At 63.9% G+C, this 24,563-nt stretch carries 24 protein-coding genes and 1 pseudogene; 11 read left to right on the top strand and 14 right to left on the bottom strand.

Annotated elements, in window-relative coordinates; genetic code table 11:
- Position 1 precedes the first annotated feature (1 nt).
- Positions 2-724: a tRNA (guanosine(46)-N7)-methyltransferase TrmB gene (gene trmB, locus L1P09_RS23735; RefSeq protein WP_009684922.1), complete on the top strand. Its 723-nt coding sequence runs from the start codon at positions 2-4 to the stop codon at positions 722-724.
- A 347-nt stretch (positions 725-1,071) separates the two neighbouring features.
- Here the strand turns inward: trmB and L1P09_RS23730 are convergent, their stop codons facing one another.
- From L1P09_RS23730 to L1P09_RS23695, 9 genes and pseudogenes are all read right to left on the bottom strand, one after another.
- Positions 1,072-1,398 (bottom strand): DUF3392 family protein, encoded by a 327-nt coding sequence (locus L1P09_RS23730; RefSeq protein ID WP_009684924.1) that lies wholly within the window; start codon positions 1,396-1,398, stop codon positions 1,072-1,074.
- Positions 1,399-1,407: 9 nt separating this feature from the next.
- Entirely contained in the window at positions 1,408-2,583 is a 1,176-nt protein-coding gene (gene hemW, locus L1P09_RS23725; RefSeq protein WP_054904636.1) for a radical SAM family heme chaperone HemW, read from the bottom strand.
- A complete protein-coding gene (gene rdgB, locus L1P09_RS23720) occupies positions 2,580-3,176 on the bottom strand; it encodes an RdgB/HAM1 family non-canonical purine NTP pyrophosphatase (RefSeq protein WP_235768194.1) in 597 nt (198 codons plus the stop codon). Before rdgB ends, hemW begins: the two co-directional genes overlap by 4 nt.
- A pseudogene (locus tag L1P09_RS26470) lies at positions 3,173-3,265 on the bottom strand (DUF4426 domain-containing protein); the annotation flags it as partial. The pseudogene L1P09_RS26470 and the gene rdgB, both read right to left, overlap by 4 nt.
- A 37-nt stretch (positions 3,266-3,302) precedes the next feature.
- Positions 3,303-3,923 (bottom strand): methionine biosynthesis protein MetW, encoded by a 621-nt coding sequence (gene metW / locus L1P09_RS23715; protein ID WP_054904635.1) that lies wholly within the window; start codon positions 3,921-3,923, stop codon positions 3,303-3,305.
- A gap of 7 nt (positions 3,924-3,930) precedes the next feature.
- Complete coding sequence (gene metX / locus L1P09_RS23710; protein ID WP_232892349.1) at positions 3,931-5,070, bottom strand: homoserine O-succinyltransferase MetX; 1,140 nt, start codon at positions 5,068-5,070, stop codon at positions 3,931-3,933.
- 88 nt (positions 5,071-5,158) lie between these two features.
- Positions 5,159-5,749, bottom strand: a complete 591-nt coding sequence (locus L1P09_RS23705; RefSeq protein WP_009684930.1) for a YggT family protein — start codon at positions 5,747-5,749, stop codon at positions 5,159-5,161.
- A gap of 10 nt (positions 5,750-5,759) precedes the next feature.
- Positions 5,760-6,578: a pyrroline-5-carboxylate reductase gene (proC, locus tag L1P09_RS23700; protein WP_029886159.1), complete on the bottom strand. Its 819-nt coding sequence runs from the start codon at positions 6,576-6,578 to the stop codon at positions 5,760-5,762.
- A gap of 38 nt (positions 6,579-6,616) precedes the next feature.
- Positions 6,617-7,312 (bottom strand): YggS family pyridoxal phosphate-dependent enzyme, encoded by a 696-nt coding sequence (locus L1P09_RS23695; RefSeq protein WP_009684933.1) that lies wholly within the window; start codon positions 7,310-7,312, stop codon positions 6,617-6,619.
- A 65-nt stretch (positions 7,313-7,377) separates the two neighbouring features.
- On the opposite strand from L1P09_RS23695, the gene L1P09_RS23690 reads away from it, so the two are divergent.
- Positions 7,378-8,373 carry a type IV pilus twitching motility protein PilT gene (locus L1P09_RS23690; RefSeq protein ID WP_192441224.1) on the top strand — a complete coding sequence of 332 codons (996 nt, stop codon included), beginning with the start codon at positions 7,378-7,380 and terminating at the stop codon, positions 8,371-8,373.
- 309 nt (positions 8,374-8,682) lie between these two features.
- Here the strand turns inward: L1P09_RS23690 and L1P09_RS23685 are convergent, their stop codons facing one another.
- Positions 8,683-9,306 (bottom strand): C40 family peptidase, encoded by a 624-nt coding sequence (locus tag L1P09_RS23685; RefSeq protein ID WP_054904631.1) that lies wholly within the window; start codon positions 9,304-9,306, stop codon positions 8,683-8,685.
- Positions 9,307-9,472: 166 nt separating this feature from the next.
- On the opposite strand from L1P09_RS23685, the gene L1P09_RS23680 reads away from it, so the two are divergent.
- Positions 9,473-9,892 (top strand): NINE protein, encoded by a 420-nt coding sequence (locus L1P09_RS23680; protein WP_009684937.1) that lies wholly within the window; start codon positions 9,473-9,475, stop codon positions 9,890-9,892.
- Positions 9,893-9,988: 96 nt separating this feature from the next.
- Here the strand turns inward: L1P09_RS23680 and L1P09_RS23675 are convergent, their stop codons facing one another.
- From L1P09_RS23675 to L1P09_RS23665, 3 genes are all read right to left on the bottom strand, one after another.
- Positions 9,989-10,687, bottom strand: coding sequence for an SPOR domain-containing protein (locus L1P09_RS23675; protein WP_192441223.1), 699 nt, complete (start codon positions 10,685-10,687; stop codon positions 9,989-9,991).
- 1 nt (position 10,688) lies between these two features.
- The gene (argS, locus tag L1P09_RS23670; protein WP_009684939.1) at positions 10,689-12,425 is read right to left on the bottom strand and encodes an arginine--tRNA ligase; all 1,737 of its coding nucleotides are present in this window, start codon (positions 12,423-12,425) and stop codon (positions 10,689-10,691) included.
- A 295-nt stretch (positions 12,426-12,720) separates the two neighbouring features.
- Positions 12,721-14,940 carry a primosomal protein N' gene (locus tag L1P09_RS23665; RefSeq protein ID WP_009684940.1) on the bottom strand — a complete coding sequence of 740 codons (2,220 nt, stop codon included), beginning with the start codon at positions 14,938-14,940 and terminating at the stop codon, positions 12,721-12,723.
- A gap of 167 nt (positions 14,941-15,107) precedes the next feature.
- On the opposite strand from L1P09_RS23665, the gene rpmE reads away from it, so the two are divergent.
- The 3 genes from rpmE (at position 15,108) to L1P09_RS23650 (ending at position 17,594) form a co-directional block, all read left to right on the top strand.
- The gene (gene rpmE / locus L1P09_RS23660) at positions 15,108-15,323 is read left to right on the top strand and encodes a 50S ribosomal protein L31 (protein ID WP_009684941.1); all 216 of its coding nucleotides are present in this window, start codon (positions 15,108-15,110) and stop codon (positions 15,321-15,323) included.
- Positions 15,324-15,325: 2 nt separating this feature from the next.
- Complete coding sequence (locus L1P09_RS23655) at positions 15,326-16,147, top strand: thermonuclease family protein (RefSeq protein WP_110677643.1); 822 nt, start codon at positions 15,326-15,328, stop codon at positions 16,145-16,147.
- Positions 16,148-16,325: 178 nt separating this feature from the next.
- On the top strand, positions 16,326-17,594 hold the full coding sequence (locus L1P09_RS23650; RefSeq protein ID WP_009684943.1) for a malic enzyme-like NAD(P)-binding protein: 1,269 nt from the start codon (positions 16,326-16,328) through the stop codon (positions 17,592-17,594).
- A 164-nt stretch (positions 17,595-17,758) separates the two neighbouring features.
- Here the strand turns inward: L1P09_RS23650 and L1P09_RS23645 are convergent, their stop codons facing one another.
- On the bottom strand, positions 17,759-20,212 hold the full coding sequence (locus L1P09_RS23645) for a penicillin-binding protein 1A (protein WP_054904628.1): 2,454 nt from the start codon (positions 20,210-20,212) through the stop codon (positions 17,759-17,761).
- Between the two features lie 178 nt (positions 20,213-20,390).
- On the opposite strand from L1P09_RS23645, the gene pilM reads away from it, so the two are divergent.
- The 5 genes from pilM to aroK are packed head-to-tail and all read left to right on the top strand — an operon-like array spanning position 20,391 to position 24,530.
- Positions 20,391-21,272 carry a type IV pilus biogenesis protein PilM gene (gene pilM, locus L1P09_RS23640; protein ID WP_232892346.1) on the top strand — a complete coding sequence of 294 codons (882 nt, stop codon included), beginning with the start codon at positions 20,391-20,393 and terminating at the stop codon, positions 21,270-21,272.
- Positions 21,269-21,805, top strand: coding sequence for a PilN domain-containing protein (locus L1P09_RS23635; RefSeq protein WP_232892345.1), 537 nt, complete (start codon positions 21,269-21,271; stop codon positions 21,803-21,805). The genes pilM and L1P09_RS23635 overlap by 4 nt, the downstream gene beginning before the upstream one ends.
- 11 nt (positions 21,806-21,816) lie before the next feature.
- Positions 21,817-22,815 carry a pilus assembly protein PilP gene (locus L1P09_RS23630; RefSeq protein WP_054904648.1) on the top strand — a complete coding sequence of 333 codons (999 nt, stop codon included), beginning with the start codon at positions 21,817-21,819 and terminating at the stop codon, positions 22,813-22,815.
- Entirely contained in the window at positions 22,739-24,007 is a 1,269-nt protein-coding gene (locus L1P09_RS23625; protein ID WP_235768192.1) for a type IV pilus secretin PilQ, read from the top strand. Before L1P09_RS23630 ends, L1P09_RS23625 begins: the two co-directional genes overlap by 77 nt.
- 4 nt (positions 24,008-24,011) lie before the next feature.
- Positions 24,012-24,530 carry a shikimate kinase AroK gene (gene aroK, locus L1P09_RS23620; protein WP_009684951.1) on the top strand — a complete coding sequence of 173 codons (519 nt, stop codon included), beginning with the start codon at positions 24,012-24,014 and terminating at the stop codon, positions 24,528-24,530.
- The last annotated feature ends 33 nt before the right edge of the window (positions 24,531-24,563 follow it).

Genomic DNA, 24,563 nt, shown 5'->3' with positions numbered 1-24,563 from the left:
GATGACTGATTCGCAAGATACGCCGATCGCCGCCGACGGCGACCAGCGCCCACACCGCCGCATCAAGAGTTTCGTGATGCGTGCAGGGCGCATGACCGAAGGCCAGCAACGCGGCCTGGACCAAGGCGGCCCGCTGTACATCCTGCCGTTGGCCGACAGCCCGGTGGACTACGACCAGGTATTCGGCCGTTGCGCGCCGCGTACCCTGGAGATCGGCTTCGGTATGGGGCATTCCCTGCTGGAAATGGCCGCCGCCGCGCCGGAGCAGGACTTCATTGGTGTAGAAGTACACCGTCCCGGTGTTGGTGCGTTGCTCAACGGTGTGCTGACCCAGGGTTTGAAGAACCTGCGGGTGTATGACTGCGATGCCATCGAAGTGTTGAACCGCTGCGTGGCCGACAACAGCCTCGACCGCCTGATGCTGTTCTTCCCCGACCCTTGGCACAAGGCGCGCCACCACAAGCGCCGTATCGTGCAGCTGGAGTTCGCCGAGCTGGTGCGGCGCAAGCTCAAGCCCGGTGGCGTGTTCCACATGGCCACCGACTGGGAGCCGTATGCCGAGTACATGCTGGAAGTGATGAGCGCTGCGCCGGGCTATCGCAACCGCGCAGCAGACGGTACCTACGTGCCGCGCCCCGAAGAGCGCCCGATCACCAAGTTCGAACGCCGCGGCGAGCGGCTGGGGCATGGGGTGTGGGATTTGAAGTTCGAGAAGGTGGACTGATCGGCTGAATTGGCCTTTCGGTACGCTGTGGCCTGTAGAAATGCAGGCATGCGCGACCACTTCGATGACGCCCGTTAAAGGCTAGTCAAGTGGTAGGGCTGCCCTGGTTTGCCGGGGCAGCTTTTAGAATCTGCGCCCCGCTTGTTTCCTGCGCTGATCAACTAGCGCGATCGGTGTAGGAGCGGCCTTGTGTCGCGATGGGCTGCAAAGCAGCCCCGGCTATCTCAAGCCTTCTGCTGGCAGTGCCGACCTCTTCGCGGGTAAACCCGCTCCTACAGTGATCGCGCCAGCTTCCAGAAACTGGGCAAGACAGAATGTCCCACAAGCGTTCAGCCCCAGGCTGTGTCTCAGCCGCGCCGGTCGGCCACCACGCCAATCAGCACCACGACCACCAGCAGCACCGGCGCCAGTGCGTAGTTGTTGAACTGGCTCAGCCCCTTCACCACCCAGGGTGTGGCATAGATCAGTGCCGCGCCGCTGCCGACCATCACCATCACCGCCATGAACGGTACGCGCAGAGCGCCACCCAGGCTGCCCAGTCGTTGTTCGGCCCAGCCTTTGACGTCGCTGCCGAACAGCACCAGCAGGCAGCCTACCAAGGCCAGCGAAATTTCTGACAGGTTGCCGCGGCTCCAGCGGGAAACCGTCGCGAGCAGATCAAGTACCAGATCCATGGGTCATCCTTAGGTCAAGAAATACTGCAGCAGGTCATTGAGGAATAGCTGGCCCCTTGGCGTGGCCACCAGTCGATCCGGTTCGACCTGCAAAAGGCCCTTTTGTTCGGCTGCCCGACGGGCTTCGCGCAACTGCTCCAGCGGCAAGCCGGTGCGCTGGGTGAACAGCTGGGCTTCCACGCCATCGGTCAGGCGCAGGGCGTTCATCAGGAACTCGAACGGCAACTCGTCGACTGGCAGCAGCTTCTCACCGGCTTTGTACGGTTTGGCCAGGTTCAGGTAGTCCTTGGGCAAGCGAGTCTTCCAGGTGCGCAGGATACGGCCGTCAGCGAAGGTCAGTTTGCCGTGGGCGCCGGCGCCGATGCCGATGAAGTCGCCAAAACGCCAGTAGTTGAGGTTATGCCGCGCAGCGCGGCCGGCCTGAGCATAGGCCGAGACCTCGTACTGGCGAAAACCATGCCCGGCCATCAGCGCCTGGCCGGCTTCCTGGATGTCCCAGAGAATGTCGTCCTCGGGCAGCTCCGGCGGCTGGTTCCAGAATACCGTGTTGGGTTCGACGGTCAGTTGGTACCACGACAGGTGCGTGGGTCCCAGGTCCATGGCTTGGCGCAGGTCGCCCAGGGCGTCTTCCAGCGACTGGTCGGGCAGGCCGTGCATGAGGTCCATGTTGAAGTTGTCGAACCCGGCGGCGCGCGCCATGCCGGCTGCGCGGACGGCTTCGTCACCATTGTGGATGCGCCCCAGGGCCTGCAGCTTGGCCGGCTGAAAGCTCTGCACGCCAATGGACAGGCGATTGATGCCGGTTTGCCGGTAGGCCTTGAACTTGTCCTGCTCGAAGGTGCCCGGGTTGGCCTCCAGGGTGATCTCGATGTCCGCTGCGAACGGTATGCGCTGCTCCACGCCGCGCAGCAGGCGGCCCAGGGCGCCTGCACTGAACAGGCTGGGCGTACCGCCACCGAAGAAGATCGAGCTGATCGGCCTGCCTTGCACCGCCGCCAGCTCCTGGTCCAGGTCGGTCAGCAGTGCCGCGACGTAGGCGTCTTCCGGCAGCTCAGGGCCGGCCGCGTGGGAGTTGAAGTCGCAGTAAGGGCATTTGCGCACGCACCACGGAATGTGGATGTACAGCGCCAGCGGCGGCAGGCTGGTAAAGCCCGCCGCGCCAGGGGTAGCCAGCGTTGCGATCATGCCAGGCCCAGGCGTTGGCGCAGCAGGGCCATGGCGCGGGCGCGGTGGCTGAGCTGGTTCTTGTCCACAGGTGCCAGGTCGGCGCTGGAGCAGTTGCGTTCGGGCACCCAGAACAGTGGGTCATAGCCAAAGCCATGCTCGCCACTGGCCTGGAACAGAATGCGCCCTTGCCACAGGCCCTCGCAGAGGATCGGGAGCGGGTCATCCGCGTGGCGTACCAGTGCCAGCACACAGACGAACTGTGCACCGCGCTCGGCTTCTGGTACGTCTTTCAGTACGTCGAGCAGCTTGGCATTGTTTGCCGCGTCACCCTTGCCATCGGCATAGCGCGCCGAGTAGATACCCGGCGCACCGCCGAGGAAGTCCACGGCCAGGCCGGAATCGTCGGCCAAGGCCGGCAGGCCGGAAATACGTGCAGCGTTGCGCGCCTTGAGGATGGCGTTCTCGACGAACGACAAGCCGGTTTCTTCCGGCTCTACCTGGCTGAATTCGCCAATCGAGCGCAGTTGCACCGAGTGGCCGAGCATGGCCTGGAGTTCCTTGAGTTTGCCGGCGTTGTGGCTGGCCAATACGAGTTGCTGGAAATTCATCATTCGCCTGGGAACACTTCCTGGTTGAAACTGAGGGAGTTGCTGATGCCGCCGGTTTCGATACTCTGCTTGAATCCTAGCGGGCTGCTGCGCACGGGGCGACGCATGGGGCGCTTTCCCCGGTGTGCGTCAGACCGCCAGCTGGCGCTCTTGCAGGTTAGGGCTGCTGACGCGGTAGATGCCGATCTCACCCAGAAGATTAGGCCAAAGCCGGCCACCCCACCCATTGCGGTGCTGGTGGTCGACCGCCAGGCGGTCGAGCACCTTGGCCCGGCGCTCATGCACCAGCTCTTCAAAGTCGGCGAACGTGCAGAAGTGAATGTTCGGTGTGTTGTACCAGGTATAGGGCATGAAGTCCGATACCGGCATGCGGCCTTTGGTCGCCAGGTACCAGCGGCAACGCCAGTGCCCGAAGTTGGGGAAGGTGATGATGCACTGGCGGCCCACGCGCAGCATCTCGTCGAGGATGCGATCGGGGTACTCCACGGCCTGCAGGGCCTGCGTCATGATCACCACGTCAAAACTGTTGCTGGCGAAGTTGCCCAAGCCTTTGTCCAGGTCTTGCTCGATGACGTTCACGCCCTTGGCCACGCAGGCGGCGATGTTGTCGGGGTCGATCTCCAGGCCATAGCCGGTGACCTGCTTGCGGTCACGTAGCGAGGCCAGCAGTTCGCCGCTGCCGCAGCCCAGGTCGAGTACCCGGCTGCCGGCGGGGATCCAGTCGTGGATGATTTCCAGATCGGCTCTCATGCTGTCCTCAGATGGCAATGCGGTTCATGTAGTTCGAGAAACCCTGCATGTAGCGAGGTGTGGGGATCAAGAAGGCATCGTGCCCATAAGGTGAGTCGATCTCCAGGTAGCAGACGTTCTTGCGCGCTGCCATCAGGGCGTCGACGATCTCCCGTGAACGGGCCGGGGAGAAGCGCCAGTCGGTGGTGAACGACATGATGCAGTAGTCCGCCTTGACGTTGGCCAGGGTGGCTGCCAGGTCGCCGCCGTGGGCGGCAGCCGGGTCGAAGTAGTCCAGGGCCTTGGTCATCAGCAGGTAGGTGTTGGCATCGAACCGCCCGGAAAACTCCTCGCCCTGGTAGCGCAGGTAGCTCTCGACCTGGAACTCGACGCTGTGAAAGTCATAGTTGAGCTTGTCGCTCTTGAGCTCGCGGCCGAATTTTTCACCCATCGAGTCATCGGACAGGTAGGTGATGTGGCCGACCATGCGCGCCAGCATCAAGCCCCGCTTGGGGATCACGCCCTGGTCCTGGAACGAACCGCCGTGGAACTCGGGGTCGGTGAGGATGGCCTGGCGTGCCACTTCGTTGAAGGCGATATTCTGCGCCGACAGTTTCGGTGCCGAGGCGATGTCGACGCAGTGGCGCACGCGCTCCGGGTAGCTCATGGTCCACTGTAGCGCCTGCATGCCACCCAGGCTGCCGCCAACGATGGCTGCCCACTGCTGGATGCCCAGGCGATCGGCCAGGCGCGCCTGGCTGTGCACCCAGTCTTCCACCGTCAGTACCGGAAACTCGGCGCCGTAGGGTTTGCCAGTGGCCGGGTTGACGCTGCTGGGGCCGGTGCTGCCGTTGCAACCGCCGAGGTTGTTCAGGCTGACCACGAAGAAACGGTTGGTATCGATGGGCTTGCCAGGGCCGATGCAGCTGTCCCACCAACCCGGTTTACGGTCGTTGGCAGCATGATAGCCGGCGGCATGGTGGTGGCCAGACAGCGCATGGCAGATCAGCACGGCATTGCTCGCGCTGGCATTGAGGGTGCCGTAGGTCTCGTAGACCAGCTCGTAACTGGCCAGGGAGCGGCCGCAGGCCAGCGCCAGCGGTTCATCGAACCGGGCGGTTTGCGGTACTACCAGACCGACGGAATCTTCGGGAAAGACAGTGGACATCGACCCTGCTCACGCTTGACGGAGGCGTAAGTCTAAAGAGCGCTACCCCCAGCGGCAAGCGAAGGCTTGCCGCTGGGTGCATGCGGGGTCAGATCATGCGCCACAGCTCCTGGGGCATGCCGGCATAGGCAGCCAGCGGCGGCATGACGAACGACTGGATCACCTGAATCGCCAGGAAGGCGAAGATCGGCGAAATGTCCATGCCGCCCAGGTTGGGCACGATGCGGCGGAAGGGGGCCAGCACCGGCTCGCTGATCTGGTAGGCCAGTTCGGCGGCGGGGTTGTGGCTGTTGGGCGCAACCCAGGAAACGATCACCATCACGATCATCGCCACCCAGAAGATCTTCAGGAACAGCGAGGTAATGCCGATGATCGCCCACATCAGCAAGTGCAAGACGTCACCGAAGGTGCCATAGGTGACCATCAGCACAAAGGCCATCAGCAGCGCCTGGATCAGCACCGACAGCAGCAGCGACGAGGTGTCCAGGCCGCCAATGCTGGGGATGATGCGGCGGATCGGCTTGAGCAGCGGCTGGGTGGCGCGCACCGCGAACTGGCACAGCGGGTTGTAGAAATCGGCCTTGACCAGCTGCAGTACGAAGCGCAGCAACACGATCACCAAGTACAGGCTGACCAAGGTTTGCACCACGAAAATCGCGGCGCCGGAGAGTGCATTCATCGATAACTCCTTATTTGCCCAGTTGTTCGGCCAGTTCGGCGGAGCGTGTCGCGGCAGCCTGCAGGGCCTGCTCGACGATCGCCTCGAAGCCGCTGGCCTGGAACGACTTGATCGCCGCTTCAGTGGTGCCGGCGGGCGAGGTGACACGGCGGCGCAGTTCGGCGGCGTCTACATCGCTGGCGACCGCCATGCGGGCAGCGCCCAAGGCCGTGTGCAAGGTCAGTTGCGAGGCGGTTTCACGCGGCAGCCCAAGCTTTTCGCCTGCGGCAGTCATGGCCTCGATCAGCAGGAAGAAGTAGGCCGGGCCACTGCCGGAAACCGCGGTCACGGCGTCCAGTTGCTGTTCCTGCTCAAGCCACAGGGCCGTGCCGACCGCCGACAGCAGTTGCTCGGCCTGCTGGCGCTGTGCGGCGGACACCTCGGCGGTGGCGTACAGGCCGCTCACGCCCTGGCGCAGGAGCGCGGGGGTATTGGGCATGCAGCGCACCACGGGGCGCGCGCCCACCCAGCTTTGCAGGCTGGCGCAGGTGATGCCGGCAGCGATGGAAACGATGAGTTGGCCATCACGCAGGCTGGGTTGCAGGGCCTGGCAAACCGCTTTCATGACCTGTGGCTTGACCGCCAGCACGATCACGTCGGCGCCGTCGATGGCCTGGGCATTGTCCTCGAAGGTTTCGATGCCGTGTTCGGCCTGGATGCGGCTGCGGGTCTCGGCGCCCGGATCGCTGGCGCGAATCTGCGAGGCGTCCAGGCCCTGGGCACGCAGACCTCCGATCAGGCTGGCGGCCATGTTGCCGGCGCCGATAAAGGCAATACGAGTCTTGCTCATGTCAGGTCCTTGTGGAAAAGAGTGAGTAAAGCATGCAATCACCCCTGGCCGGGGTTGAGTGGGGCGCGGGCGCCGAACAGGGCGGTACCGATGCGTACCCAGGTCGCACCTTGTGCAATGGCCGCTTCCAGGTCGTGGCTCATGCCCATGGACAAGGTGTCCAGCCCCAGGTGCTGCTGTTCCAGCAGGTTACGCAGGCTGGCGAAGGCGGCCTCCTGAGCGGCGCGGTCGTCGGTGGGTTCGGGGATCGCCATCAGCCCGCGCAGGCGCAGGTTGGGCAGGGCCGCCACGGCCTTGGCCAAGGCCGGCAGTTCGGCGGCGGCGCAGCCGGACTTGCTGTCTTCGCCACTGACGTTCACCTGCAGGCAGATGTTCAGCGGTGCCAGCCCGGCAGGGCGCTGTTCTGAAAGGCGTTGGGCGATTTTCAGGCGGTCCACGGAATGCACCCAGTCGAAATGCTCGGCAATGGCTTTGGTCTTGTTCGATTGAATGGGGCCAATGAAGTGCCAGATCAAGGGCAAATCGCCGAGTGCCTGCTGCTTTGTCAGGGCTTCCTGTAGGTAATTTTCCCCGAAATCGCACACGCCAGCGGCGTACAGCTCGCGGATCGCAGCGGCTGGCTTGGTCTTGCTCACGGCCAGCAGTTGGACGCTGGCCGGCTCACGCCCGGCTGCCTGTGCAGCACTGGCGATACGGGCGGAAATCGCGGAAAGGTTGTCTGCTAGGGTGGACATGGAGGGTGGCCGGCTAGTGTTGGGTTTGCGGCATTCTACCTACTTGAAAGCCTTTGGGGAGTCTCATGGATGTGACCGACCTGTTGGCACGGGCCGTGGCGGTGCAGGCTTCGGACCTGCACCTGGCGGCCGGCCAGACACCCATGCTGCGCCTGGACGGCGAGCTGCAGCGCATGGCCATGCCGCCGCTCGCCGCGGGCGCCTTGGTCGAGGGCATGGCAACCCTGCTCGATGACACGCAACGCGAGCAGTGGGCGCAAGGGGCTGAACTGGACCTGGCGCTGGCGCTGCCTGCCCTAGGGCGCTTTCGCGTGAACCTGTTTCGCCAGCTAAATGGGCCTGCGGCGACCTTCCGCCTGATCCCAGGGCGTATTGCCACGCTGGATGAGCTAGCGCTGACCGATGTGTTTCAGGCGGTGGTCCAGTACCGCGATGGTCTGGTGCTGGTGGGTGGGCCGACCGGCAGTGGCAAGTCCAGCACACTGGCAGCGTTGCTGGACCAGCTGAACCGCGAAAAGGCGCTGCACATCATTACCCTGGAAGACCCTGTTGAAGTTATCCACAGCAGCCAGCGTAGCCTGGTCAACCAGCGCGAGGTCGGCCGCCACAGCAGCGGCTTTGCCCAGGGGCTACGCAGCGCGCTGCGCCAGGACCCGGACGTGATCATGATCGGCGAGTTGCGCGACCTGCAGACCATTCGCCTGGCCTTGCAAGCGGCCGAGACCGGGCACCTGGTGCTGGCGACGGTACATGCGCGCTCGGCGGCCAGCAGCATCGAGCGGCTGGTGGAGGTATTTGCAGCCGATGAAAAGCCGTTGGTGCGGGCGATGCTGGCGGAGTCGTTGCAAATGGTGGTGGCGCAGGTGCTGGTACGCCGCGTGGGCGGTGGGCGGGTTGCAGCGCGGGAAGTGTTGGTGGCGACGCCGGCGGTGCGCAACCTGGTGCGCGAGGGGCGGATGGCGCAGTTGTGTTCGGTGATGCAGGCGGGTGGTGCGCAAGGGATGCGGACGATGGAAGGGGCATTGCGTGGGTTGCGAGAGAGGGGCCTGGTTGACGATTGATAGTGCCTCTACAGGCTCTCTCGCCAGCAAGCCAGCTCTCATAGAACAGTACATAACTTATTGATTTAGCGGGATCTTTGTGGGAGCGGGCGTGCCCGCGAACACCGGCATAGCCGGTGCCTGCCACCGCGTCGCCTGCTTCGCGGGCACGCCCGCTCCCACACAGGCCGCGTCGCGGTTACGAATCGAGTTCTCTGTGCGACAGCCCAGCCCGTAGGGCTGTGTGATCTCCCACAGGTTCACCATAGTTCTACAGATTTGTGGGGGAGCTGGCTTGCCGGCGATCGGGCCATTGCAGGTGGAAAAAGCTTAGCGCTTGGCCAGGCTCAGCTGCTGCTCTTTCGGCAGCACCCGTTTGGCGACCACGTAATGCTTCTGCCAGTAAGGCTTGCTCAGGTTGTCGATGCTCACCCGCTTGCCGCGGCGTGGCGCGTGGATGAAACGGTCGTTGCCCAGATAGATGGCCACGTGGTTCACCCGCCGGCTTTTGATGTTGAAGAAGATCAGGTCCCCTGGCTTCAACTCGCCCTTGGCCACTTTCACCCCATGGCCCTGGGCCATGGCATTGGAGGTGCGTGGCAAGTCTACGTTGGCCACGTCGTTGAAGGCGTACTTGACCAGGCCACTGCAGTCAAAGCCCTTTTTCGGGCTGCTGCCACCCCAAACGTAGGGGGTACCGAGTACATTGACCGCGCGGCTGAGCACATCGCTGCTCTGCTTGGGCGACATCGCGGCCACCTTGCCACCGCGCGTGCTGGCGGCGCTGACAGTGCGAGCATGGGGCGCAGTCTGCTTGACCGCTGCATGCCTCACGGAGGCATTGCTGGTGTAGCCGGTGAAGCCATTGGGAAGACGTTGCTCACGATTGGTGGCGTGGGCGGCCAGGGGCAATAATAGGCAGAGGGTCAGCCATGTCTTGAGTAAAGGCGGCATAGATGAAGCTCTTATGAATAGTTATGTGTTGGGCGCGCAACTTTATAACAGCTTTTTGATCAATTTATGATCCGTTGGTCGATTGGCAGGGTGCCATACGTCGGCCTGTGACAAAAAAGTCACATTTTTTCTTAGAAAATTTTTCCATAACCCACGAGGGCTAGGCATGAACAGTTATCAACAGGGAACGCCCTACCACGACACGCACAGCAAGACCATCGGCTACCTGCTGTGGATTTTCGGCTTCACCGGGTCGCATCGTTTCTACTACGGCAAGCCGATAACTGGCACCCTCTGGTTTTTCACCTTCGGCCTGCTGGGTATCGGCTGGCTGATCGACCTGTTTCTGATCCCGGCCATGGACCGCGAGGCGGACCTGAGGTTCCAGTCTGGGCGCATCGACTACAACATCGCCTGGGTCCTGCTGACGTTCCTCGGCGTGTTCGGCCTGCACCGGCTGTATCAGGGCAAGTGGGTGACCGCGATCATCTACTTCCTGACCGGTGGCCTGTTCCTGGTAGGGGTGTTGTACGACTTCTGGACACTCAATAGCCAGGTGTCCGAGCGCAACGCGGGGCGGGGCTGAGAGGGCAAGGGCTGCTTTGCAGCCCTGTCGCTAGGCAAGGCCGCTGCACCGGGGCGGCTCAAGTCTGACGGGGGCGCACAGCGCCCCGTTCAAAGGTTACTGGCGGGTCTGGCGCTGTTGCAGCAACAGGTTGGCAAAACCAGCGCCGGCGAGCTGTTTCTGCGCACCGGTCAGCTGTTCGCGGTTGCTGAACGGGCCGACCATCACGCGGTACCAGGTTTCTTCCTTGACCGTACCCGACTCCACCTTCACTGACTGCCCCAGCAGAATGATCTGGGCCCGCACCTTGTCGGCGTCGGCCTGTTTGCGGAACGAGCCCGCCTGCAGGAAGTACTGGGTGGTCGCTGCCGGCTTGATCACTGGCGGGGCCGGAGGCGGGGTTTGGCCAAGCAGTGCTGCCTGGGCCCGCGCCGTGTCGATTTTCGCCGCTTCAGCGGGGGTAACCGGTGTGACCGGCTGGGCCGGGACCGGGGGTGTTTTCTCCGGTACGGCCTCTGGCGGCACGATGACTTCCGACTCTGGCAGCAAGGTGTAGAAGTCGTACTTCGGTTTCACCGGCTGTTGCGGTGTGGCCTGGGCAGGCTTGCTGGTTTCGGCCACTTTGTCGGCCTTCTGCTGCTCGGGTTTGGCCCGCTTGATGTCATCGCCGCCGGGTTCGAGCTTCATCAGGAACACGATGAACGCGCCAACGGTCAGGCCGACCGCCAGCCATACCCAGCCGGGGATCGGCTGCTTGGCTGGCGCTGTCTGGCGGCTGGCGCCGCGTTTGGGTGCGGGTTTTTTCTTGGCAGCCAACTTACATGCGCTCCAGGGTTTCCAGGCCGAGCAGTTCCAGACCTTGTTTGAGGGTGCGGCCAGTCAGGGCGGCCAGGCGCAGGCGGCTCTGTTGCTGCTCGGGGGTTTCAGCGGCGAGGATCGGGCAGTTCTCGTAGAAGCTGGAGAACAGGCCGGCGAGGTCGTACAGGTAGCTGCACAGTACGTGCGGTGTGCCTTTCTCGGCAACGCTGTTCAGGGTTTCGCCAAACTGCGCCAGGCGTGCGGCCAGGTCCTGCTCGTGGGCGGCCTGCAGCACGATCTTGCCATCGGCTTGGTCAAAGCGCTTGCCCAGCTTGCGGAACACGCCAGCTACACGGGTATAGGCGTACAGCAGGTAAGGCGCGGTATTGCCTTCGAAGTTGAGCATCAGCTCGAAGTTGAAGCTGTAGTCGCTGGTGCGGTGTTTGGACAGGTCGGCGTATTTCACTGCGCCAATACCCACCACTTCGCCGATGCGGCGCAGTTCGTCGTCGGCCAGGCTCGGGTTCTTTTCCTTGACCAGCGCGTAGGCCCTCTCCTTGGCCTCGGTCAGCAGGTCGATCAGCTTCACGGTGCCGCCGTCGCGGGTTTTGAACGGGCGGCCATCGGCGCCGTTCATGGTGCCGAAGCCCATGTGCTCCATTTGCATCGGGTGGCCGACGAAGCCTGCGCGGCGGGCCACTTCGAACACCTGGTTGAAGTGCAGGGCCTGGCGCTGGTCGACGAAGTACAGGGCACGGTCGGCCTTGAGCACGTTACTGCGGTAGCGCACGGCGGCCAGGTCGGTGGTGGCGTACAGGTAACCGCCGTCGGCCTTCTGCACGATCACTGGCAGCGGGTCGCCGTCGCTGTTCTTGAACTCGTCGAGGAACACGCACTGGGCGCCCTGGTCTTCGACCAGCAGGCCCTTGGCCTTGAGGTCGGCCACGACATTGGCCAGGTCGTCGTTGTAGGCGCTTTCACCCATCACGTCCGCCATGGTCAGCTTGACGTTGAGCAGTTCATACGTCTTTTGGCAGTGCGACAGCGAAATGTCCTTGAAACGTGTCCACAGGGCCAGGCATTCCGGGTCACCGGCCTGCAGCTTGACCACCAGGCCGCGGGCACGGGTGGCGAATGCCTCGGACTCGTCGAAACGCTGCTTGGCCGCGCGGTAGAAGTTTTCCAGGTCCGACAGCTCATCGCTGGTGATCGGGTTTTCCTGCAGGTAGGCCATCAACATGCCGAACTGGGTGCCCCAGTCGCCTACGTGGTTCTGGCGAATGACGGTGTCGCCCAGGAACTCCAGCACCCGCGCCACGCTGTCACCGATGATGGTCGAGCGCAGGTGGCCGACGTGCATCTCTTTGGCCAGGTTGGGGGCCGACAGGTCGACCACCACTTTTTGCGCCGGGCCGGCCTTGCGCGCGCCCAGGTGGGCGTCGGCCAGGGCAGCGTCCAGGCGGTTGGCCAGGGCGTCGGTGTTCTGGAAGAAATTGAGGAAGCCAGGGCCTGCGATCTCGACCTTGCTGATATCGGCGCTGGCCGGCAGGGCGTTGATCAGTTTTTCCGCCAGGTCGCGCGGCTTCATGCCGGCCGGCTTGGCCAGCATCATCGCGATATTGCTGGCGAAGTCGCCGTGGGTCTTGTCCCGGGCGTTTTCCACCTGGATCGCCGGCGACAGCCCTTCAGGCAGCACACCGTCGGTGACGAGTTGGGTGAGGGCTTGCTGGATCAGCTGGCGAATGGTGTCTTTCATGGGGGTCTCTTTTCGACCGCAAGCGCGGTGCAGCGCTTGGATGCGCAGGTGGAAAAACTGGGCATTATCCGTGCCTGGGAGCGGGTTGCCAACCTTTGGGCTTCACGTTGGAAGGCGCGAGTAGCAAGTCGCAAGTCGCAAGTAGCAAGTAGCAAGTCGCAAGTCGCAAGAAAAAGCTTGGCTGCGCCGCCTGGCCCTGTTCCGCTCTTGCTTGCAGCTTGCAGCTTGCAGCTTGCAGCTTGCAGCTTGCAGCTTGCAGCTTGCAGCTTGCAGCTTGCAGCTTGCAGCTTGCAGCTCAATAAAGGTCGACCGGGTCGACATCCAGCGACCAGCGGACCTGGCGCCCGCTCGGCATCTGCTCCAACACTAGCAACCAGGCACTGATCAGTCGATGCAAAGGCGCCCGGGTGTTGGCCTGTATCAACAACTGCGCGCGGAAACGCCCGGCGCGCCGCTCCATGGGGGCCGGAACCGGGCCCAGCAGCTCGATGCCTGGCAGCCGCTGTTCGGCGACCAGGCGCTCGGCGGCGGCGCAGGCCTCGTCCAGGAAACCTTCAGCCTGCCCCGGCTTGTGCGCTTCTGCGCGCAGCAAGGCCAGGTGCGAGTAGGGCGGCAGCCCGGCGGCACGGCGTTCGTCCAGGGCCTGTTCGGCAAAGGCGAAGTAGCCTTGTTCGGTCAGTTGCACCAGCAGCGGGTGATCGGCCAGGTGGGTCTGGATGATGACCTTGCCCGGTTCTTCGGCACGCCCAGCACGCCCGGCGACCTGCACGATCAGTTGCGCCATGCGCTCGCTGGCGCGGAAGTCGCCCGAGAAAAGCCCCCCGTCGGCGTCGAGGATGGCCACCAGGGTTACCCGCGGGAAATGGTGCCCTTTGGCAAGCATCTGGGTACCGACAAGAATGCTCGGCTGGCCTTTCTGGATGGTACTGAACAGCTGGTGCATGGCGTCCTTGCGCGCCGTGCTGTCGCGGTCCACACGCAGAATCGGGTAGTCCGGGAACAGCACTTTCAGGCGTTCTTCGGCGCGTTCGGTGCCCGCACCGACCGGGCGCAGGTCGACGTGGTCGCACTGCGGGCACTGGTGTGGCAGGCGTTCGTCATAGCCGCAGTGGTGGCAGCGCAACACCCCGGAGCGCTGGTGCACGGTCATGCGCGCGTCGCAGCGCGGGCATTCCGACAGCCAGCCGCAATCGTGGCACAGCAGCGTAGGGGCGAAGCCGCGGCGGTTGAGGAACACCAGCACTTGCTGGCCGGCTTCCAGTGTCAGGCGGATGGCCTGCTGCAGCGGGCCGCTGATGCCACTGTCCAGCGGCAGGCTTTTGACATCCAGGCGCAGCATGCGCGGTGGGCGTGCGCCGCCCGCGCGCTGATTCATGCGCAACAGGCGGTAGCGGCCGGTGAGGGCGTTGTGCAAGGTTTCCAGCGAGGGCGTGGCGGAGCCGAGCAGGATCGGAATGTTCTCCTGGTGCGCCCGCACCAGCGCCAGGTCGCGGGCATGGTAGCGCAGGCCCTCCTGCTGTTTATAAGAACCGTCGTGTTCTTCGTCGATGATGATCAGGCCAGGGTTTTTCATGGGCGTGAACAGCGCTGAACGGGTGCCGATGATAATGTCGGCTTCGCCATCGCGTGCCGCCAGCCAGGCGTCCAGGCGGTCGCGGTCGTTCACCGCCGAATGCAGCAAGGCAATCCGGGCGTTGAAGCGTTGCTCGAAGCGCGCCAGGGTTTGCGGGCCGAGGTTGATCTCCGGGATCAGTACCAGCGCCTGCTTGCCGGCCTCGAGGGTTTCGCGGATCAGCTGCAGGTAGACCTCGGTCTTGCCGCTGCCGGTCACGCCGGCCAGCAGGAAGGCCGCAAAACCGCCGAAGCCCTCGCACACCGCCTCGAAGGCATCGCGTTGCTCGTCATTGAGCGGCAGCTCCGGCTGTGCCAGCCAGTGTTCGTGGCGCAAGCCCGGCTTCTGGCGGCGGACTTCGATCTGCACCAGTTCCTTGGCCAGCAGCAGGTCGAGGCTGTCCTTGTTCAGGTTGAGCTTGGCCAGCAGGCTGTGCGCCACCCCGTGCGGGTGCTGCGCCAGGGTCTTGAGGGCATCGCGCTGGCGCGGTGCCCGGGCGATGCGCGGGTCGTCCAGGCGGGCGTCGGGGGCAATGTGCCAGAAGCGCTCCTGGCGCATTTCTGCGGGCTCGCCCTGGCGCAGTAGCGTGGGCAAGGCCCAGCTCAAGGTGTCACCCAGGCTGTGCTGGTAGTACTGCGCGGTCCATAGGCACAGCTTGAACAGCGAAGGCGGAATCGGGGAGACCGGGTCGAGCAAGGCGCTGGCCGGCTTCAGCTTGTCGGCGGGCACCTCGCTCTGCGCGCACACTTCGACCAGTACGCCGATCATTTCGCGGCGGCCAAAGGGCACGCGAATGCGCATGCCCGGGGCCAGGGCCTGGCGCGCCATGCTCGCTGGCGCCTTGTAGTCGAACAGGCGCCGCAACGGCGAGGGCAGGGCAAGGCGCAGGATGACGTCGGACACGCAGAAAGTCTCGGAGGGCATTACAAGAACTGGCGAGCCTAGCAGACGACGGTCGGTGCAAGCGACATCTTGCACTGACGGTGTGCTCTGGTATTATTCGCCGCCTAATTACGTGCGGTATTCAACAATTGGTGTTGGGTGGCGGCACGCAGCTCGAGGAAGTGACCATGAAAGAAGGTATCCACCCGAACTACGAAGCTGTTGCAGTCACCTGCAGCTGCGGTAACAAGTTCGAAACCCGTTCGACCCTGGGCAGCACCCTGTCGATCGACGTTTGCAACCTGTGCCACCCGTTCTACACCGGTAAGCAGAAAGTCCTGGACACCGGTGGCCGCGTACAGAAGTTCGCCGACCGCTTCGGTATGTTCGGTACCAAGAAGTAATCATGCGCATGGCGAGTCCTTCGGGCTTCGCATTGTTGCTGAAAAAGGCGCCCCTCGTGGGCGCCTTTTTTGTGGGTGCGATCTGGCATTTGCCCGCCCTGGCCTTCTGCCCGCTGCCGGGCAAACCCGAGCAGGTTCGAGTGCGACAGGTGGTCGACGGCGACACGGTGCGTCTGGTGGATGGCCGCAGTGTGCGGCTGATCGGCATCAACACCCCGGAGATCGGTCGCAAGGGGCGTAGCAGCGAGCCCTATGCCGAAGCTGCCAAGCGGCGCCTGCAGGCGTTGGTCAAGGCCAGTGACGGGCGTGTAGGGCTGGTTCCCGGTGTGCAAGCCAAAGACAAGTATGGGCGCACACTGGCGCACATTTATGGCCGTAATGGCGACAATCTCGAAGCACAATTGCTCAGTGAAGGCTTGGGCTACCGGGTGGCCGTCGCCCCCAATGTGCGCCTCAGTGGCTGCCAGCAACGCGCCGAGCAGGCCGCACGCCAGGCCGGCGCCGGCCTTTGGCGGCAGTCGCCCGTGGTGCCGGCAGATGCCATCAGGCAGCCTGGTTTTGCTGTGCTCAGTGGCCGAATCATGAGCATCGAACGCAACCGTGGTGGTGTCTGGTTGAACCTTGACCGTGCCGTGGTGGTGCAGGTCTCCGCCCGTCTGCAGCGCAACTTCCCGGCCAGTTTCTTCGCTAACCTCAAAGGGCGCCAGGTCGAGGTGCGTGGCTGGGTGGTGGACCGTTCCCGCAAGGGCGGCCTCAAGCCAGGGCAGCGGCGCTGGGTATTGCCACTGACCGACCCGAGCATGCTGGCGCGTACTTCTGGCTAAAAAATGTAGACAGTTCGCTATTGGATTGTACACACTGTTAGCCGTATGCCCCCGTGGGTTTTAGCGGAAAGTCGTAGGCTAAAGGCCTTGACACAAGTGACCGACCAGTCTTGTGACTACCCGGCTCTTTGCGTATCCTCGGCGGTCCGTCAGAACAGTAAATAGCGGAATGCCCACCATGTCAGACCTGAAAACTGCCGCTCTCGAATATCACGCTCAACCTCGCCCGGGGAAACTGAGCGTCGAACTTTCCAAGCCAACTGCCACTGCCCGTGACCTCGCCCTGGCCTACAGCCCAGGTGTTGCCGAGCCGGTGCGTGAAATTGGCCGGGATCCAGAGCTGGCATACAAATACACCGGCAAAGGCAACCTGGTTGCGGTGATTTCCGATGGCACTGCCATCCTCGGTCTGGGTGACCTCGGCCCACTGGCTTCCAAGCCGGTCATGGAAGGCAAGGGCGTTCTGTTCAAGCGTTTCGCAGGTATCGACGTATTCGACATCGAAGTCGAATCGGAAAGCCCGCAAGCATTCATCGACACCGTTCGCCGCATCTCGATCACCTTCGGTGGCATCAACCTCGAAGATATCAAGGCGCCAGAGTGCTTCGAGATCGAACGCACGCTGATCGAACAGTGCGACATTCCGGTGTTCCACGATGACCAGCACGGTACCGCCATCGTTACTGCGGCCGGCATGATCAACGCCCTGGAAATCGCCGGCAAGAAGCTCGAAGAAGCCAAGATCGTGTGCCTGGGTGCCGGTGCAGCTGCCATCTCCTGCATGAAGTTGCTGGTGAGCATGGGTGCCAAGGTCGAGAACATCTACATGATCGACCGCAGCGGCGTAATCCACGCTGGCCGTGACGACCTGAACCAGTACAAGGCCCAGTTCGCCCACGCGACCGACAAGCGCACCCTGGCCGACGCCCTGGAGGGTGCCGACGTGTTCGTTGGCCTGTCCGGCCCGAACCTGCTGAGCGCAGAAGGCCTGAAGTCGATGGCGGCCAACCCGATCGTGTTCGCCTGCTCCAACCCTGATCCGGAAATTTCGCCAGCGCTGGCTCACGCCACCCGCAGCGACGTGATCATGGCCACCGGCCGTTCGGACTACCCGAACCAGGTCAACAACGTACTGGGCTTCCCGTTCATCTTCCGTGGTGCCCTGGACGTACGCGCCAAGCGCATCAACGAAGAAATGAAAATCGCTGCGGCCATCGCCCTGAAAGACCTGGCCAAGCTGCCGGTACCCAAGGAAGTGTGCGATGCCTACGGCGTGCAAGCGCTGGAGTTCGGCCGTGAGTACATCATTCCGAAGCCCCTGGATGCCCGCCTGATCACCGTCGTTTCCGACGCCGTGGCCAAGGCTGCCATCGAGTCCGGCGTTGCTACCCTGCCGTATCCAAAGCACTACCCGCTCAAGAGCGTGGATGACGTGTTCAACGGCTGATTGCTGTTGTAGCGGTGTAAAAAGCCCCGGCTCTTTCGAGCCGGGGCTTTTTTATGCGCGGTGGGAATGCGTCGGGGCCGGGAGGTGAGGGGCAGGGGCCGACAGTGTCGGCGCCCGTAGGGTCGAACGCCGCCGTGCACCTGCCCCGGATCGGGCGCCCTGCCTCAGAACAGGTCCATCGGCGTCGCTTCATCCGCTGGCAATGGGCTGCCCGGCACGGCCCCATTGCCCAGTTCGTCCACCGATGGCGGCGAATCCTCGGCCTTGAACAGCTCGAAGTAGGCATTGGGTGTGCCCGGCGAAGCTGCCCGGCCGCTGACGGGGTCTACGCGCAGGCTGAGAATGCCTTCTGGCTCGGCCGGCGCATGTGCAGGCTTGTTCTTGAGTGCCGCACCCATGAAGCTCATCCAGATCGGCAGCGCCGCCGTGCCGCCGTACTCCCGGTGGCCCAGGGTTTCCGGCTGGTCGAAGCCAACCCACACGGTGGTCACGTAGTCGGCGTTGTAGCCAGAGAACCAGGCGTCCTTGGACTCGTTGGTGGTACCGGTCTTGCCTGCCAGGTCGGTGCGGCCCAAAGCCAGCGCCCGGCGGCCGGTGCCGCGCTTGATCACGTCCTGCAGCATGCTGGTGAGAATATAGGTGGTACGCCCGTCGATGATGCGCTCGGCAACCGCTGGTGGCTGCGCTGCCGCAGGGGTTTGGCCGGGGGCCGCCGGTGCCTCGCCGGGCATGCTGGCGGTGCTGATCGGCTGCTCGGGGGCGGCCAGGCCGGCCTGGTCTTCAGTACCTTGGGGTACGCGAGCCGGGTTGGCGGTGAACAGCGTTTCGCCACTGCGGCTCTCGATACGGTCGATCAGGTAGGGGGCAATCTTGTAGCCACCGTTGGCAAAGGTGCTCCAGCCTGTGGCGATTTCCATCGGCGTCAGGGTGGCGGTACCCAGGGCCAGCGACAGGTTGCGCGGCAGGTCCTGCTTGTTGAAGCCGAACTTGGCGATGTAGTCGATGGTGCGGTCCACGCCCATGGCCTGCAGCAAGCGGATCGAAACCAGGTTGCGCGACTTGTACAGCGCTTCGCGCATGCGGATCGGGCCGAGGAACGTGTTGGTATCGTTCTTCGGTCGCCACACCTTATCGACCGATTCGTCGACGAATACGATCGGCGCGTCGTTGACCAGGCTGGCGGCGGTATAGCCACTGTCCAGTGCAGCACTGTAGATGAACGGCTTGAAGCTTGAGCCCGGTTGGCGTTTGGCCTGCATCGCCCGGTTGTAGTTGCTCTGCTCGAACGAGAAACCGCCGACCAAGGCGCGGATGGCGCCGCTGTTAGGGTCGAGGGTGACCAGTGCACTCTGTGCCCCCGGCACCTGGCTGAACTTGAAGGTGCCATCGTCCAGGCGTTGCAGGCGCACCAGGTCACCGACCTGGGCGACATCGGCGGGCGACTGCGGGGTGCGGCCCTGAGCGTTGCTGTTGATGAACGGGCGCGCCCATTTCATGGTGTCCCAGGGCACATGCACCTGCTGGCCGTCACGGGTCAGCACCGCAAGGCCGGTTTTTTCGACCCGGGTGACGATGCCGGGCTCCAGCCCGCCCAAGGTGCGTTGCTTGCCCAGTTCCTGGCGCCAGGCAGCCTCGGTGCGCCCCGGGAAGCGGGCTTCAGGGCCGCGGTAGCCGTGGCGCTCGTCATAATCGGACAGGCCATTGAGGATGGCCTTGTTGGCCATTTCCTGCATGTCACTGGGCACGGTGGTGGTAACGCGGAAGCCTTCGGTGTAAGCGTCGCTGCCGTAGCGGCCAACCATTTCCGCGCGAGCCATTTCCGCGACGTACGGTGCATTCACCTCGGGCGTCGGCACGTGGTAGCTGGCGTTGAGTGGCTCGTCCAGGGCGGCCTGGTAGCTGGCCTGGTCAATCTTGCCCAGCTTGTACATGCGGCCCAGGATCCAGTCGCGGCGCTCTTTGGCGCGCACCGGGTTGGCCAGTGGGTTGAAGCGCGAGGGCGCCTTGGGCAGGCCGGCGATCATCGCCATCTGTGCCAGGCTCACGTCACGGATCGACTTGCCGTAGTAGACCTGGGCCGCGGCGTCGATACCGTAGGCGCGGTTGCCGAGGTAGATCTTGTTCACGTACAGCTCAAGAATCTCGTCCTTGGTCAGCTCCCGCTCGATCTGCAGGGCCAACAGAATTTCGTTGGTCTTGCGCGAGAAGCTGCGCTCGCTGGTCAGGAAGAAGTTCTTGGCCACCTGCATGGTGATGGTGCTGCCGCCGGTCTGAATGTGCCCGGTTTTCACCAACTGGGTGGCCGCGCGCATCAGGCTGCTGGGGTCCACGCCGTAGTGGTTGAGGAAATTGTCGTCCTCGGCTGACAGCAATGCCTGAATGAACTGTGGGGGAATGTCTGCGAAACGGATCGGCGAACGGCGCATTTCGCCAAATTCGGCAATCAGCTTGCCATCGCTGCTGTACACCTTGAGGGGGATCTGCAACTGGATGCTTCTGAGCGAATCGACCGAGGGCAGGTTGGGACTAAGATACAGAAACGCACCGCTCACACCGAGTACGAGCGCGCAAATGACTGCGACGGAAGACCACCAGAAGAACTTCAGCAGACGTATCAAGGCTTTTCGGTGTCCAGGTTGAAAGTGGATTGCACGCAGGTCCGGCGGACCAAAAAACGCTGGGCATTATACGCATTTTTTCGCCTTTCCGGGCCACCGGCCAGGCAGCCCGTCGCCCTGGCGGGTGGCCCCGGCCCAGTGTTGCCGCGGGGGCGCGACATACAGCAAGGAATTCGCAATGCTTGGACGCTTCGGCAAGGATGCCGGTTCACTGGTAGGGGTGGAAATTACCGCTCACGCCATTCATCTGGTGCAACTGCAACAGCGCAAACGCGGCTGGCGGGTGCTGGGTTGGGCCCATGAGCCGCTGCAGCTCGGGGCAGGCAATGACTGGGCAGCAGCGCCCGAGCAGGTCTCGGCGGCATTGCAGCGCGCTCATCGGCGCAGCGGCCTCGGCGAGCGGCGGCTGGCTCTGGCGCTGCCCGCCAGCCAGGTCATCTGCAAGTTGTGTCACCTGCCAGTGGGGCCCAGTGAGGAGCAACTGGAGGCGCAGTTGCTGGCGGATGCCGAACGGTTGTTTCCGTTCCCGCTGGAAGACCTGGCCCTGGACTTCCAGGTTCTGGGGGCTTCAGGTGTTCAGCCAGCCTGCAGCGAGGTGCTGGTTGCAGCGTGTCGGCGGAGTGCACTGGCACCCCTCGAGGCGCTGGTGCAGCAGGCGGGGCTGCAACTGGAGGCGGTCGAGGTCGACAGCATTGCCCTGCGCCGCATGCTGCCTGCGGGTGAGCAGGCTGGGGCGGCGTTGCTGCGTATCGAACCCCACCGGGCGACTGTTCATGCCTGGGCGCCTGGCGGGGCGCTGCAGCGTCGGGAGCTGCGGGCAGCTGACGGGGATATGGCCGCGCAACTGCCCGAGCGGCTGCCTGCGCTGCTCGCCGAAGGGCTTTTACCTGCCAGGTTGTGGGTCAGCAACTGCTCACCGCTGCAGCCAGGCTGGCTGCAGGCCCTGGGCCAAAGCCTGGCGCTGCCGTGCCAAGAACTGCCTGCGCTGGCCGGGCTTGCCCAGGTCGATGGGCCGATGCTGCTGGCGAGTGCCCTGGCCCTTGCAGGGGCGCGACCATGATGCGGCTGAACCTTCTGCCGTGGCGCGAACGCCAGCGCCAGGCGGCCATGCGCCGGTTTCGCAGCCATCTGGTGGCTGGCGCATTGCTGGCATTGTGCGCCGTGACGCTGGTCGACCAACAGGCACGCCAGCGCGGCCAGCAACAAGCGTTGGCCAACACCCAGCGCCAGGCAGCCCTGGAAACCCTGGGCCTGGAGGCTCAGCCACTGGCTGATGTGCGTGCCCAGCATGCCGCACTGCTCGGCCGCCTGGCGGTGCTGGAGGGCCTGCAGGCTCAGCAGGGGGTTCTGCCTGGCGTATTCGCCGACCTCGAAAGGGCACTGCCATTGGGCATGCAGCTGCTGGGCCTCAGCCTGGAAAATGGCCGCCTGGAGTTGAGCGGGCTCGCCACCTCCGGCGCCGTACTGGCCCAGTTCATGCGCGACCTGGAGCGTTCCGGCGTGCTGCTGGACCTGGAGCTCAAACACATCAAGAGCCAGCCAGGCGGCGATGAATTCTTGCTGGCTGCGCGCGTGGCGGCGTTCTGGTCGTGACCAAGGTGCAACTGCTCGCATGGCTTGGCGCAGCCGAGCGCTCCAGCCGCTTCCGGCGGCTGGCACCTGTGGCACTGGCGGTGCTGCTGTTCGGCCTGGGCTGCGCGATTCGCCTGCCGGGCATGTTGCAGCAGCAGGGTGAAGAAGAGGGCAAGCACGCCGAGCTGAGCCGGCAGCAGGCTGCCACGCAGGCGCAGATTGCCGAGTTGCAGGGGGTGCGGGCACAGCTGGCGAGCGATGGGCAGCGCTTGCAAAAGGCACTATGGCAGCTGGCTGCCGGCGAAAGCATGAGCGACCTGCTAGACCGTCTGTCGGGTTCGGGGCGCGAGCACGGCCTGCTCGTCGAGCGCCTCGATGTGCACGAGCAGCAGCAGCGGCAGGGCTTCAGCGTAGTGCCACTGGAGTTGCAGGTGGTGGGCAGCTACCCAGCCTTGCGGGGCTGGCTGGAAGAGTGGTTGGGGCAGGCGCGTGTCATGCACGGTCGCAGCATGCGCTTGGCAGCCGGCGGTGGCGAACCAGGCCTGCTGCGTTTGCAACTGCGGGTCGATGCCTATCACGCGCCGGTTGCCGGGGCGGCAGTCGCCATGCTTGCGCGGCTGCCTGCCAGGCCGGCAACGCGAGCACCGGCCATGGATCCGTTCGCCGCGTTGGCAACGCACCTGTCGGGTGGTTTGACCCGCGCGCCCCTGGCCCAGTTGGAAATGGTCGGCAGCCTGACGCGTGGGCAGGAACATCAAGCGCTGCTGCGGGCGGCCGGCAGGCTCTACCGCGTCCGCCTTGGGGACCGGGTAGGGCGTGATCAAGGGATAGTGATGCACATCGGCCCGCGCCAGGTCGAAGTGCGCGAACGGTTGTTCATGGCGGGGGTGTGGCATGAACGCACGGCGTTCATCACCCTCGCAAAACGCCTGGGCAAGGAGGCCCCGGATCAGAATGAGAACGAGGATGATCTACCTGCTGGCGGCCCTGCTGCCCATGCCTCTGGCGACCGCGACGCCTTACCAGGGTGAGCCGCTGTCGCTGCACTTTCAGGATGTCGAGATTCGCTCGGTTTTGCAGGTGCTCGCTGACTATGCCGGCGTCAACCTGGTCGCCAGCGACGACGTGCAGGGCAATGTCACCCTGCGCTTGCAGGATGTGCCGTGGGATCAGGCGCTGGACCTGGTCTTGCGCAGCAAAAGCCTCGCCCGGCGCCAGGAGGGTAATGTGCTGCTGGTGGCACCGGCGGCCACGCTGGCTGCGCAAACTGCCGAAGCGCGTGCGGGGCAGGTGCTGGAGGCGCAGTTGCAGCCCATGCGCCGGGAGCTGTTGCCTGTTCACCATGCCAAGGCTGCCGAACTTGCGGAACTGCTCAAGACCAGCCTGGCCGACGAAAGCCTGCTCGCCGGGTGGGGCAGCCTGAGTGTCGATGAGCGCACCAATACCCTGGTGGCCTACCTGCCGGCCGAACGCCTCGATGAGCTGCGGCAACTGGTGGCGCAGCTGGATGTGCCGGTGCGCCAGGTGGCGATCGAGGCGCGCATCGTCGAGGCCAACGTCGATTACGAGAAAGCCCTTGGGGTGCGCTGGGGCGGCCCTTTGTATGGCGACAACCCGCTGCCGGGCAAGTCGCTGTTCGTCGACCTGGGTGTCGAGCGGGCTGGCAGCAGCATCGGCCTTGGCCTGCTGCGCGGGGATGTGCTGCTGGACCTCGAGCTCAGCGCCATGGAAAAAAGCGGCAATGGCGAGATCATTTCGCAACCCAAGGTGGTCACGGCCGACAAGGAAACGGCCAGGATCCTCAAGGGTACCGAGGTGCCCTACCAGGAAACCACCAAGAGCGGCGCTACCTCGGTGTCGTTCCGCGAGGCCTCGCTGTCGTTGGAGGTGACCCCGCAAATTACCCCGGACAACAAGGTAATCATGGCTGTCAGGGTGACCAAGGACGAACCGGATTACGTCAATGCCTTGAACGACGTGCCGCCGATCCGCAAGAACGAGGTGAATGCCAAGGTTCGCGTGGCCGACGGCGAAACGATCGTGATTGGCGGCGTGTACTCGACTTCGCAAAACAATGTGGTCGACAAGGTGCCATTTTTGGGTGATCTGCCGTATGTTGGGCGGCTGTTTCGACGCGATGCATTACAAGAGAAAAAATCCGAGCTGCTGGTCTTCCTGACTCCGCGTATCATGAGTGACCAGGCGATTGCTGTGAGTCGTTGATTCTGTGCGAAATTTGATACTTGTGGGGCCCATGGGTGCTGGTAAAAGCACCATCGGCCGCCTATTGGCCAAAGAGCTGCGCCTGCTGTTCAAGGATTCCGACAAGGAAATCGAACTGCGTTGCGGCGCCAACATCCCGTGGATTTTCGACAAGGAAGGCGAGCCGGGTTTCCGTGATCGCGAGCAAGCGATGATTGCCGAGCTGTGTGGCCTCGACGGCGTGGTCCTGGCTACCGGTGGCGGTGCCGTCATGCGCGAAGCCAACCGCCAGGCGCTGCACCAAGGCGGCCGGGTAATCTACCTGCACGCCTCGGTCGAACAGCAGGTCGGCCGCACGGCGCGCGACCGCAATCGCCCGCTGCTGCGCACCGCCAACCCCGAGGCCACCTTGCGGAACCTGCTGGAAACCCGCGACCCGCTCTACCGCGAGATCGCCGACCTGGTCGTAGAAACCGACGAGCGGCCACCACGCATGGTGGTGATCGACATCCTCGAGCGCTTGCAGCAGTTGCCGCCCCGTTAACCCGGGACTATTCTCGGCCACCAGCGCCGAGGC

Origin of the sequence: Pseudomonas juntendi, assembly GCF_021560075.1 — a bacterium.
In the GTDB taxonomy this organism is placed as follows: Bacteria; Pseudomonadota; Gammaproteobacteria; order Pseudomonadales; family Pseudomonadaceae; genus Aquipseudomonas; species Aquipseudomonas juntendi.
The sequence above is the reverse complement of the archived record's forward strand: the minus strand, read 5'-3'. Positions and strand labels throughout refer to the sequence as shown.